The organism is Kiritimatiellia bacterium (genome assembly GCA_025054615.1).
Taxonomy (GTDB): domain Bacteria; phylum Verrucomicrobiota; class Kiritimatiellia; order CAIVKH01; family CAIVKH01; genus JANWZO01.
The window spans coordinates 155,679-167,905 of sequence record JANWZO010000001.1 but is presented as its reverse complement, the minus strand read 5'-3'; the positions used below and the strand labels follow the sequence as shown (position 1 = coordinate 167,905).

The window sequence follows — 12,227 nt, the reverse complement described above, 5'->3', positions numbered from 1 at the left end:
TGCGCCAAAAGAATTGGGATGAGACTCTGTGGGTAGCCATCGTCCTTAACGGCCTCTATTAGAACCAAGCAGACAGCCCGATCTCTTTCGCAGCACGCCATTTGGCATGGAGAATCCGCGCGTCACGTTTCTAATCCAGGGGTTGCTGCGCTAGTCCAGTCGTCGTGCTTTCGGCTTATACTCAATTACGGGATAGAAAAGCTTTAGGGAAATGGCCGGTCGGCAGAGAGATCCCGCCGCAATCGGTTTGGGCGCTAGCCGCTAGCGCGATGGCGTCATTGCAGGTGTGGACGCCGGCGCCCATGTCTCCGCGATCCCGTCAGACGCGCGAAGCCACATTCCTTTACGCGGCGGGGATGCCTCGTTCGACTCAGCAACTCGCAGCGCCGTGAGCGTCCACGGGATCGGACCGCCGACCAGCCCGAACGGCCCCCGGATCCGTTCTCCGGCGATGAATCCGAACTCCCGATTGTCAACTTTAATCAGCAGCCCGGTAGGCGTGTTGCAGAGGGAGATCACTTCATGCCCTCGCGGCGGCCGTGGTACCCCCCTCGCATGGATGGGGTGAAAAGAGCCATCTTTGAAGCGCCCAATCGCCCAAGCGTTCCAATGCCAATGCCAGCCGAAATATGTGTATTCGGTATCGTTCTTCAGTGACCAGGCGATACCGCCCACCAGAGGACCCGTATCATGCCGGACATCGGTTGTTCGCATTTGGAAGACCAATTCGCGCACGTCCGCGTCGGCCAGGGTCGGTATGTTGGCAACCACAACTCGCCCCGTGCCGGAAAGAGTCCAGCCTCCGTCGGAATCCGGGACTACCGGACGTGGCGGGTGCGCCAACCGGTCGGAGAACCAGTCGACCGAAACCTCATCTCCATCCGGATCTTCTGAAACGATCCGAAATCGGCGTTCGCCCGGCTTGTCCTCAACCGAAACGATCTGAGGCGGCGAGGGCGGCCGGTTGAGGCTCTTGAATTGAACGATCTGCGGAGGACTCCGTACCGCGCTCCCGTCAGGAAAATGCGCCACGGCCTGCAACGGAACGGGACCGGCCCCAATCCGCGCCGCATTCAGCACCACAATTTGTTCCTGGGTGGAAGCGGTTCCGCTCCAAATGATTCGTTCATGCGCGCGAATGGAAATTCCGGTGGCCCCCGCCGACGCGGAAACAGCAACAGAGAAAGGTCGATCGATGTCCACCTGCTTATCGGTCGCGGTTAGCCGCAGATTCGCGGACCGCCCCAAGTTTCCAATGAGAAAGCCAAGCCTCGCATGACCTTGTCGACGGATGGGTCCGGGCGAATATGCGATTGCTCGCAGCTCATGCCAGCCGTCGTCAAAATTTCGAGTGTCGAGCCGGATTCCCGCTGTATTGCCGGGCGTAGGGAGACTTCGGCCGTCCAAGAGAAAGACATAGACCATCCCTGGTTCCGCGGCCAGAGAGGAGGCGAGGAATGAGACTTCACCCCGCAACGGCTGCCCAGACTCCTCGAGATTGATCAGCGTTAGCGGGATTGGCCGTGCCCACGGGCGCGCGAGCGGATCGCCCACCAGATATTGCTGAAGAGGGCTGCGCAACGCCTGCAGGTAACTTTCGAGCGCGGTGCACCCGCGCGCGTAGTGGACGAAAAGGCGTGCATGCGCGAATTTCGGCCAGGCCGAGTATGGCTCGATCACGGTGCCCGAGGCGAAAGAAGCGCCGTTCCGAAGCCAGTGCGTAAGACGCACCTGATCCTGGTGGTGAAACTCCGCGCCAAAACTGGTCAGGTTGTCGACAAGGCTGCCGGGTTGCAGACGGCCCCAGGGTTTGTCGGTGTATGCGATGCCCACCAACAGTCCTGACAAAGGCTGGTTCACGGCTGGTTCATTTGAGGATATCACTGCGGATATGCCCATTTGGGCTAATTCCCGTGCTGCCCCCTCGAATTGCCAGCGCCGGGCTGTGCAACGCACATTTTCACTCAAGTGGTAATAAAACGGATCGCGCGGAAACGTTCCGTCCGCAGCGGCCGAACGCCGAAGGCTGTCGATGGTTTCCTCAACCGTCAATCCTCGATTGGCGGTGTAGGCCAGCGTGGCGGATGGCATGGGCATGGCGTCTCGGAAGGCTGCAGCGAAATCCTGGAGTGATCCCGACGGCAACGAAGACCCGCCGGGGTTGTCGAATCCGCGCCAGAAGGGCGAGAGATAGTGGCCTGTCTTCACCACCTCGCCGGATGGGAACTGGCCTCGGACGAAGGTCGCGCCGTTGATAGAGATTGGCGGGTCGACCAGTACACGAACAGGAAACCCTGCAGAATAGACCCAGGCGAGAATGTGGTCCTCCAAATTACGGCGGGCGATTTCCTGCCGAACGGGTTCAAGGATCGCCTGCAGGAACAATTCAGGAGAAATTTCGGCTCGAACGCCGCCCAGATCTCGGGGCACATCCAAATAGATGAGGTTCGCCGAGGGTATCTGCCGGATTTGGGCATAGTGGTGCGCAATTTCCAGAGAGTCCGGATGGTTCTGATTGATGATCAGCGCGATTTCGTGTGGTCCCTGTGCGAAAACACGACAACCCAGGCCGGCCCACACGGCGGATCCCGCCACTAGTCTATTGAATGCGGGTAGGAACCGGCGGGCGAATTCGTGAGCGCGGAACTGCCGGATCCTTCTCTGGATCAAGAGAGGAGGCATGCCAACTTCAGTAGGCCCCGTGTTGGGAAAGCACCGCCCGAATCGTACGGACAAGAATGACGATGTCCAACCAGATAGACCAATTTCGAACGTAATACGTGTCCCACCGCGGCATCGCCGCATGGCCAGCTTCACTCCGCCCGGAGACCTGCCAAAGCCCCGTGATGCCAGGACGGACACGCTCTCGAAGCTGGCGCGCTCGTTCAGGGAGGGCTTCATGGTGATACCGCGGCAGGGGCCTGGGCCCCACCAGCGACATTTCCCCTCGGAGAACATTGATGAACTGAGGAAGTTCGTCTAATGACGTTGCGCGCAAAAATCGACCCATGCGAGTGATGCGGGGGTCATTTTTAAGCTTGAAGTTGGCTTCCCACTCCGCACGCAGGCGGGGATCGGCCTCGAGCCGTTCCCGCAGGATGCGTTCCGCATCCGGGTGCATCGTGCGGAACTTCAGGGCGTAAAAAACGCGGCCTCCGATGCCAATCCGTTCCTGGCGGAAAATCGGCGATTTCCGGTCCTCAAGCCAGATAAGAAGGCTCAAAAGCACACTGATCGGAACCCAGAGAGGTGCGGTGAGTATCACGATGGAAAGGTCCAGCGTCCGTTTTAGCACACGCGCGAGGGGATCGAGCAAATTGCACGGTATCTCGATTCCGAGGAGACCCATGAAATCCCTCGGCCTGACCCAAAGCGTCGGCGATTCGGTCATATCTGGAACGATGACCACGCGCCGGTAGTTCGCAAGGGGCCCATCCATCAAGTCCGTCACCCGCTGGGGTGACAACCCATTCGCCGCAAGAATGGCGATCGGCGCCGACGTCGTAAATTGATCCACCGACCCTAGGACCTCGAGGTCTTCCATCCGCCGCGGCAGCGGGTCGGGTTCGTCCAAAAACACGCCGGCGGGATGATAGCCAAGCCCTCGCTCTTCGCGAAGCGCATGGACCGCTTTTCGGACCGCTTCCAGTTTGCCGTAAATCACCACCGGCACGCCCCAAGCCTCGCGCCTCAACAGGATGCGTTTAATCTCGGTACGCAGTGAGGGCACGACGATGATACTGAGCAGAAATCCCAAGGTAAGTGTGAACCGGCTGGTTGCCTCTGCGGCCTTCCCCCAGAACAGCATCGCGGTGGTGCCCGCAAAAACGGTCAAAAGTAAAAAGAAGGTCCTCCGCAATTCTTCCACGGGCCCAAGGCCCCAGCCCGGCAGCAGTTTGGCCACATATGCGCCAACGACCCACGCTCCGAGAAGGTAGAGCATCCAGCTTGCCAGCATCGGGTCACCTTTCAGATAGTGCCGAATGCAACCACCAGCCAGCAGCGACAGCATTAGACCCGATGCCTCAACCAATCCCAAAACCGAGGCATTTAATGCAGCCCGTCGGAGATACGGGAATGAAGTTGAGAGAGGCCGACTCACGGAACTGATGCGGATTCTACCGGCCCCGGGCTGGACAAGGCGTGGAGCGCCCCATGCAGCGCCCGCGCGAACTCGTCGAGCCGCCGAAGGGCTGCCGAGTCCCCTTCCGATCGGAGCGCGGCTGATATGGAAACGTAGGCCCATGGATAAGCGCGGCCGCGAATCCGCTCGAGCCCCATCCAGACCAATCGCTCAACATGGGACGGGGTTTCCCGTCCGCGGCCGATAAACCAATACGCAAAATAGCTCAGGCGGTTCACAGGTTTTCCATCAGGCCCAGTGCCGAATTGGCGCACCGTCAGGAGCGAGACGCCAAGCGCCTGCCCCTTCGCCAAGGGGATTCGCCGCGTTTCGGTCCGTATGATTTCAGCAGTAGAGCCATCGCCCACCAGACAAACTTCTGGACGATGAATGCTGGCCCGGTGAATTCCGCTGAATACGATCGCCGCGCTGATGGCATCTGCTGCGGCATCCCGTCGGCGTCGGTAGATTCTCTTGTCAATCCGAGTATCGGGCGGAAGCAAATATCTTTCGGTCGAAGTCATCGGGCCGACCACGCCTCCGCAGATGGGGCAGCGGCCTTCCGGACCCACCTCATCCTCGAAAAGGGGCTCATCGTGATCCTGCGCCTGGCAATTGACCAGTCGTCGGCCCTGCCATGCGCCCACCTGTTCCGGAAGGGACGTCGGAACGGGCGGCTCGTCAATGAATGTGACCTTGGTCAGGTGCGGCTGCGCCGCAAAGAGTGCCGCCAGAATTGCGGTGCAAATCCACAACGCCGCGGACGGCTTCACAGCGTGTCTCCCGAAGACGGCCGCCATGGTCCCCTTGTTCTAGCCTCATGCGGTTCCAAAAACCGGCGCCTGACCGATCCCCAGTCGAGACCGCTCAAACGAAGCCACGCGGCCTGGGCCGCAACATAGAAGCCGATGAGCCCCACGGCCGGGTAGTGGACATTCAACGTGTTCGCGGCGTTTGGGCCGAATACCTCGGCCACGAAGACAGCCAAAAACCCGCGTCCCGTGTTGGCGAGCCAAAAGAATACCGGCGTCAACACGACCGTCCAAACGGCGCGACGCAATGGCTTCACATAATCCGCCGCCAACATGGTGAACATCGCCAGAGCGGACAGCGCGTAAATGCCGCTCGTCGAGTCGGAGAGGTTGATCACCCACAATTGCGATTCGGACTCGACGATGGCGGATCCCACTGCCGTTGCGGGAAAGCCGATTCCCGCCGCAAGGCCGGCCGCCGCGTGTGCGGCCGCGACGCGCAACGGATTCATCGCGGCATCAAAAAAATTGACGGGCATGATCCAGGATGCCATCAGGAAAGGATACGCCAACAAACGAGCCACCGCCGGACCCCAGGCGAAAAAGGCCGCCGCCCACGGCAGCCAGACCATCGCGAGGATGCTGATTCTCGTCTGCTGCGCCCTCGCGCCCAATACATGGAGCGCAAGCAGCGCCGTAAACAAAACCAGCCCCGCCCACCCGATTCGGCGAGGCGCGTCGCGGAGCGCGGTACGCCGCCGCCAAGCCAGAAAGGCCGCCAAGATCGGCGCCAGAAAGTTGATCGCGTACGAAGTGACGACAAAATCATTTAGCCACCACCGGTCATACAGCCAGTAAAAAATGGAAGGATTCGGCTTCGACACGATGTAGCCGACATCCGTGACGCCGCGGAAATGGAAAAAAATGCCCCACGCCAGCACGAAGACCGTCCCCGCTGCCAGCAGGCCTAGCGTCATGAAACCGGTTTGCCGAACTGACTTCATCATCAGAATTGATTAGACAAACAACCTCCTTTTATCACAGCGGGTGACAAAAAACACAAAATCAATTGGCGGATGATCGACACGGGAAAACGAAACGTACTCGGCGTACTGGTGGACGTGATCGACTACGAGTCGGCCGTCCGCCGGATTCTCGCCGCTGCCCAAGCCCGCGAACCGCTCGGAGTCACGGCCCTGGCTGTGCACGGCGTGATGACGGGTGCGATGGACCCCGCCCACCGCCGCCGACTCAATGAGTTGGACATCGTCACTCCCGACGGTCAGCCTGTACGCTGGGCCTTGAACTGGCTGCACCGGGCTCATCTTCGAGATCGCGTGTACGGGCCCCGGCTCATGCTCGAGGTCTGTGCAGCCGCTGCGCGCGAGTCCCTTCCCATCTTCTTGTTCGGCAGCCGCGCGGATGTGCTGGCCCGGCTGACCGAGAATTTGGCGGACCGATTCAAGGGATTGTTGGTGGTCGGAGCGAAACCGTCGGCGTTTCGCAGGCTCACGCCCGACGAGCGGGACCGGCTCGCGGAAACCATCCGCGATTCCGGAGCCCGAATCGTTTTTGTCGGCCTGGGCTGCCCCCGACAGGAAGTGTTCGTCTATGAGATGCGGCGGCTGGTGAAACTGCCGATGATCGCCGTGGGCGCCGCGTTCGAATTCCACGCCGGCTTCGCACGGGAAGCCCCTGAATGGATGCAACGGGCCGGCCTTCAGTGGCTTCATCGGCTGGCGCAGAATCCGCGGAGGCTCTGGCGTCGTTATGTTCTGCTGAATCCGGCCTACGCGGTGTTGGTCGCCGCTCAAGCAACCGGCCTTTGGTGCCCGGAACCGTTCCCACACGCAACGCCGGCGGAAGAGCGTTACGGCTGAGCCTCTGAAAGCCAAGCCTCGTGGTTCTCCTCGTAAATCTCCCTCAAAATGCTCGGCACATCGCGCTCGATCCGCCATCCCGGGTAGTGCGATTGAAATTTGCGGAGGTCACTCACGTACCAAATATGGTCGCCGATGCGGTTTGATTCCACGTAAACCGTGTTCATCGGCCGGCCCGCAATCTGTTCGCACAGCGCGATAGCCTCCATCATCGAACAATGGCTCGCCCGCCCGCCGCCGATGTTGTAAACCTCGCCCGCGCGCGGTTGCTCGAAGACGCGCAAGAATGCGGCGATTAAATCCGCGCTGTGGATGTTATCTCGCACCTGCTTGCCGCGGTATCCGTAGATGCGGTACGTGCGCCCGGTCACCGCGCATTTCATCATGTATGCGAGAAATCCGTGCAATTCGGCTCCGGCGTGGCGCGGACCGGTCAGGCAACCGCCGCGGAACACGCAGGTCTTCATCCCGAAATACCGGCCATACTCCTGAACAAGAATATCCGCTGCGACTTTTGACGCGCCGAACAAGGAGTGCAGGCACTGGTCGATCGACATCGATTCGTCAATGCCGTGGGCATGGTAGGGGTGCGATGCCTCCACTTCCCATCGGGTCTCTTTTTCCACGAGGGGGAGCCGATTCGGCGCATCGCCATACACCTTGTTGGTGGACGTGAAAATAAAGACCGCGTCGGGGCAATATCGCCGTGCCGCTTCCAGCAAATTCAACGTGCCTACGGCGTTAACGCCAAAGTCGGTCTTGGGCTCTCGTGCCGCCCAATCGTGCGACGGCTGCGCTGCCGTGTGGACGACCACAGCAATCGATCGCCCGTATCGGGCAAAGATTTGTTCGATAGCCGCTTCATCGCGAATGTCCACATTTTCCTCGCGAAACGAAGGGCATTCGGCCTTCAGCCGTTCGGATACGCGGCGGGTGGAGGCTTCCGGACCGAAAAAGTAGCGACGCATGTCATTTTCGATGCCGACCACGTCCAGTCCCCGCCTCGCAAAGGCGAGTACGCTTTCGGAGCCAATAAGTCCGGAAGAACCGGTAATGACCGCAACTGCCATGGGGAAAATTTCTGGCCCGGAAGCATAACCCACGAATCTTTGCCTCCAAGGCTTTTTTCGCGGTATGGCTCCTCGGGGTACTCGTCGCCTCTCTCGTGGTGTGCAGGCTGACGGGCTTCTTTTGTTCTATCCACAAAAATTGTCAAAAAAATCCCTCTTTACGAAACAAACGTTTGTTTGTAGAGCATCATTGGATAGGCTCATTCATGATAAGTAGGGGAAGGATCTAAAACAATGAAACATGTGATTCGCATAGCAGTACTTTCCTGCACTTTAGCAATGGGCCTGACAGCTAGCGCCGCGAATTTGGCCTCGGACCACGCTGGTGATCCTGCTTACTTCTCATTGACGTGGACGAATGGTTCGAACGGCGGGACAGGATTCGGACCTTGGCAGTTGTCAACATTCGGGATGATTGCAGGTCATTTCATGTGGACCTCGGTGACGAATGGTGATTTGACGGATGACGGATGGACAGGAGGCGTTGCGGGCGACAATGATATTGATACACAGGATCCTTCCAATCGCCCAGTTTCCTGGGGAATGTGGGGCGATATATCTGATGCAATAGCCATTCGACCCTTTACGGGAACGAACCCTGAACTCGAGCCTGGTCAGACCTTCTCGGTAGATTTTGATACAGGTGTCCTTTATCCACGTTTTCAAGCCTCTGTCGCACTGTTGGACGGAGCGACTAATCCGGTCCTGACCGTCTATTTCAACGGCGGCGATTCGCAATATCGCGTCACCGACGCCTCCAACTCCGGACTAGGACTGGGTATTGGTCATGGGACGGAAGGTCTCAACCTCAAAATCACGATTGGTTCCACGGGTTACGATTACACGGCAAGTCTGACGCGCCGGGACGGCGCTACAACGAATTGGAGCGGTACAATCAGCGCAGGAGCCCGCGCATTCGTGGCTCAAATATACGGCATCGATCTGGGAGCTGAATTCATTTTCTTCATTAATTCGATGTCGATTGTTCCAGAGCCATCGACCGTGGCATTGGCGGCTTTGGGCGTTCTTGGGGTTGTTGTTCGGACGATTCGCCGCAAATAATTCGGTTGATCTTAATCAAAAAAAGCCCCGTCGACAGATGCAGGGCTTTTTTTGTATCTTTGACGGTTATGATCCGGCGAACCCCTCTGATTTTGTGCGTTCTCGCGCTGATCGCTTTTTCTTTTCACATCCTTACGCGGCCAGTCCCAGGATTTTCCTCATCAGCATTGGCCGGCTATGCGGGCCTTGACCCCTTTCGGTTGCTGAGCACACCGCTATGGGGCGCTCTGATCCAGGCCTCAACGGTCCTTACATTTCTACCCATCTCTCTAGCCGCGGTGGCTCTGCAGGTTCTGTGCGCTGCGGTGTCCGTCTACTTACTGGCGAGGATCCTGATGGACCTGCCGTATCGGGAACTGCTGGAGGATTCGTCGAGAGGTATGAAGGACGACTCCGCGGCGCGGGCCGTGGCGGCTGTTTTGGCGGCCCTGTTTTTATGCGCATCGTCGTCGGCTCAGGCGTTCTACCTAATGCCGCAACCAGACGCCTTGGCCCTCCCGCTGTTGTTGGCGGCCTGGTGGGCCTTTCAGCGATACTACCTGCATAACCAACTAGGCGCGCTTTATCTCTGCGCGGCGCTCCTGTCGGTGGGAGCCATCGAGTCAGCGACAATCGCTATTGCGGCGCCGCTTTTTGCCGCATTTGCCTTTGTGGTTCTGGCTGTGCGCCGGCAATTGAATGTCCGCACAGTGACGGCGTCCGTGGCCTGCTCGCTGGCGGGGGTTTTCGTGCTTCTGGCCGCGTTGGCGCTTTATTATTGGAGCGACGTGGCGGCGTGGCGGGAGGTCAAGTCGTTTCAGGACGTGTTCACGTTGTTCCGAGCTGAATACATGGCCGCCGGACCGCGTGCAATTCCACGACAGGGCTGGCTCGTTATTTTCCTGCTCGCCCTTCTGCCGCTGCCGGCCGTATTTAGCCGGGGCATCCAGGTCAAAAGCGACCAAGCGAGCGAAATCGGATTGTCCCTGCTACGATTCGCGGTCCTGCCGGGTCTTGCTCTGGTGATCCTCTTTGAGCTTCCCGGCGCACCCAATCGCGTCGCGCAGACCGAGATGGCGCTGTTGACACCCTACGCCGCTGCCGCACTCTGGTTTGGCCGTTTGATGGGCATCGCTTTTATCTGGCTCGGTTACCCTCAGCGTCGAAGATCCCTAGGTTCTCCGCCAGCGCAAATCCGCCCCGTCGCTTTGGCGCCGGTCGTGCTGGCCGTTGCAGCCATCTTATACGCGGGATGGCAAAACGCGCCGCGCTCAGTTCGGGCGAACGCGGTGGCGTTTGCCGCTCTGACGGACCGCGTGCTCGAATCAGCGACCGAAGGCGGTTGGATCGTTTCAGACGGCGCATTCGACGATGCGATTCGTATCGCAGCCCGCGACGGCCGGCGCGACGTCCGGTTGTTGAATGCCGGAGCCCTTACGAGCCCGGCCTATCTGCGTTTTCTGCAGGCCCGCCATGATTTCGCCGACCCGGAGTGGGTCCTTGCCGTCGGCGCCGACACCATGCTCCGCGATTGGATCTCCCGGGAGGAGTCCGCTGGACGCCCGCCGGTCTTGTTGACCATTTATCCGCCGCCCTTGAACAGCCCCAGTCGAATTCGCCGGGAAGGGTTGTATGCCCGTATTGTTCGGGAACCCGGCCCGGACGCGGACGAATTGAAGCGCGCGCTGGAGGGCATTCAACGAGATACGGATCTCCCCCCGTTGAAGGGTCCCTTGTCCATGGGGTTGGCGCGAATTCGGGCTTGGACCGTGAGCGCGGGGGCGAGATGGAGCAACGAAATTGGCGTCGATTTGTTTGCCGCCGGCGAAACCAACGCGGCAAAGGAAGCTTTTGAGTGGGCGCTCTCGCTTCAGCCCGACCATCTCGCCGCACGGATCAACCTCACTGAGCTGCGTCGGCTTGCGGGCGAATCGGTCCCCGAAGAGGACATCGAGGCAATCCGGCGCGGCATGGCGGGCTATCCTCAAGGCGCGATGATGGTTGCGATTCGGTCTCAATACGGTAGGACCATTCTGAAGGAAGCCGCTGCCCTAGAATCCGCCGAATGGGCAGCGCTCGGATATCCGGGTCGGGCGCTCGAGCTCGCCCGTGAACAGGCGACTGTCGCCGATTCACCGGCCGCTCGCTTGAGCGAGACGCTCCGCGCGGCCGCGATGGGGGACGTGGAGGGAGTGAGAGAGGAACTCGAAAAACAGTTGGCCGAGAATCCGCAATCGCTGCCTCACCTGCGCGCGTTGCTCCGTATTCAAACCCGCGAGGGCAGATTTGCCGAAGCCTCTCACACGCTCGAGCGGTTCAAGGCGTCCGGGGCGGCCACGAACGACGTGGCTCTCGAGGCCGCTCGGCTGATGTTGGCGCAGCAAAAATGGGAGGAGGCGGCGCGGAGTGCGGAAGAGGTCCTCAAGCGAGATCCGCTCAATCCTGAGGCGGCGCTATTGCGGGCGCTAGCCTTGGCATCGGGGCGTCGCCTCGAGGAATGGCGCGCGGCGATGGCCGTGCTCGAGCAGGCATCGAGCGTTTATGTGCCCGGCTTGCTCTACCTGGCCGAGTCGGCCATGAACAACAGAGATCGGGCCGCCGCGCTGCGTTATTTGGAACGGGCCCATGCCGTCCAGCCGGGCGCGAGGCTTCCGTTGGAACTGCTCCTCAGCGTCGAGCTGCCGGTTCGCGAACCGGAGGACATCGAAGCCCGGGCACGTTCCCTGCTCGCGATCGACCCGGAAAATCCGCTCGGATGGTACGCGATTGCGATCGCCATGACGAAGCGTTCGCGCTGGCTGTTGGCCGCCGATGCCTTCGCCAGAGCCGCGGAACGCGGCAAGGCGCCGCAAATTTTCAATGATTGGGCGTGGACGCTTCGCGAACTGGGCCGCCTGGAGGAGGCGCTAGAAAAAACCGAGCAGGCCTGCCGGATTGCCCCCCAAGAGCCGATTTTATGGGCAACCCGCGGCCGGATTGCCGCCGATCTTGGCCGTCACGATCTGGCGATCGAGAGCTTCGAGCGAACCCGCTCATTAGCCCCGCGCGTCGCCAACGAGCTTTTGGAGGCGCTGGAACAAAGCTATCTGGCCGTGGGCAACTCGAATGCCGCGGCCCGCGTTCGCGCAGAGCTGGATGAACGACAGGCGTTTTTGACGAGCCGGGAAGTTCGAGCGGCTGAGGAAAAGCCCTCAGCGCCAGCTCCCTGAGCTTCGCTCCAAGGCGTTATGCGCCATGGCTGCGGGCCCGCATGCCGCGAAACACCGCTAAGCATCGTGAGGGTGTTCCCAGAATCGGAATTCGCGCCTGGCAGCATCGGTTCCAAGTGGAACCGGCCTCGAATCGAATGTATATATGGCGA

General features: G+C 60.1%; 8 protein-coding genes. 3 read left to right on the top strand and 5 right to left on the bottom strand.

What is annotated here, in order from left to right:
- Positions 1 to 261: 261 nt before the first annotated feature.
- From NZ740_00785 to NZ740_00770, 4 genes are all read right to left on the bottom strand, one after another.
- Positions 262 to 2,595 (bottom strand): hypothetical protein, encoded by a 2,334-nt coding sequence (locus NZ740_00785; GenBank protein MCS6770544.1) that lies wholly within the window; start codon positions 2,593 to 2,595, stop codon positions 262 to 264.
- Between the two features lie 94 nt (positions 2,596 to 2,689).
- Complete coding sequence (wbaP, locus tag NZ740_00780) at positions 2,690 to 3,958, bottom strand: undecaprenyl-phosphate galactose phosphotransferase WbaP (protein MCS6770543.1); 1,269 nt, start codon at positions 3,956 to 3,958, stop codon at positions 2,690 to 2,692.
- 140 nt (positions 3,959 to 4,098) lie between these two features.
- Positions 4,099 to 4,896: an EpsI family protein gene (locus NZ740_00775; GenBank protein ID MCS6770542.1), complete on the bottom strand. Its 798-nt coding sequence runs from the start codon at positions 4,894 to 4,896 to the stop codon at positions 4,099 to 4,101.
- A complete protein-coding gene (locus NZ740_00770) occupies positions 4,893 to 5,882 on the bottom strand; it encodes an exosortase/archaeosortase family protein (protein ID MCS6770541.1) in 990 nt (329 codons plus the stop codon). Before NZ740_00770 ends, NZ740_00775 begins: the two co-directional genes overlap by 4 nt.
- Positions 5,883 to 5,951: 69 nt before the next feature.
- Here NZ740_00770 and NZ740_00765 point away from each other — a divergent pair, with 69 nt between their 5' ends.
- A complete protein-coding gene (locus NZ740_00765; GenBank protein MCS6770540.1) occupies positions 5,952 to 6,755 on the top strand; it encodes a WecB/TagA/CpsF family glycosyltransferase in 804 nt (267 codons plus the stop codon).
- On the opposite strand, the gene NZ740_00760 is transcribed toward NZ740_00765, so the two are convergent.
- Complete coding sequence (locus tag NZ740_00760; protein MCS6770539.1) at positions 6,746 to 7,825, bottom strand: NAD-dependent epimerase/dehydratase family protein; 1,080 nt, start codon at positions 7,823 to 7,825, stop codon at positions 6,746 to 6,748. The genes NZ740_00765 and NZ740_00760 overlap by 10 nt on opposite strands.
- A 234-nt stretch (positions 7,826 to 8,059) precedes the next feature.
- On the opposite strand from NZ740_00760, the gene NZ740_00755 reads away from it, so the two are divergent.
- Both NZ740_00755 and NZ740_00750 read left to right on the top strand, forming a co-directional pair.
- Positions 8,060 to 8,887: a PEP-CTERM sorting domain-containing protein gene (locus NZ740_00755; GenBank protein ID MCS6770538.1), complete on the top strand. Its 828-nt coding sequence runs from the start codon at positions 8,060 to 8,062 to the stop codon at positions 8,885 to 8,887.
- 68 nt (positions 8,888 to 8,955) lie between these two features.
- The gene (locus tag NZ740_00750) at positions 8,956 to 12,075 is read left to right on the top strand and encodes a tetratricopeptide repeat protein (GenBank protein MCS6770537.1); all 3,120 of its coding nucleotides are present in this window, start codon (positions 8,956 to 8,958) and stop codon (positions 12,073 to 12,075) included.
- Positions 12,076 to 12,227: the final 152 nt, after the last annotated feature.

Excerpts from the sequence above, each read along its gene's own strand:
- wbaP (MCS6770543.1), bottom strand. The coding sequence starts at position 3,958 with ATGCTGGCAAGCTGGATGCTCTACCTTCTCGGAGCGTGGGTCGTTGGC.
- NZ740_00770 (MCS6770541.1), bottom strand. The coding sequence starts at position 5,882 with ATGATGAAGTCAGTTCGGCAAACCGGTTTCATGACGCTAGGCCTGCTG.
- NZ740_00765 (MCS6770540.1), top strand. The coding sequence starts at position 5,952 with ATGATCGACACGGGAAAACGAAACGTACTCGGCGTACTGGTGGACGTG.
- NZ740_00760 (MCS6770539.1), bottom strand. The coding sequence starts at position 7,825 with ATGGCAGTTGCGGTCATTACCGGTTCTTCCGGACTTATTGGCTCCGAA.
- NZ740_00755 (MCS6770538.1), top strand. The coding sequence starts at position 8,060 with ATGAAACATGTGATTCGCATAGCAGTACTTTCCTGCACTTTAGCAATG.
- NZ740_00750 (MCS6770537.1), top strand. The coding sequence starts at position 8,956 with ATGATCCGGCGAACCCCTCTGATTTTGTGCGTTCTCGCGCTGATCGCT.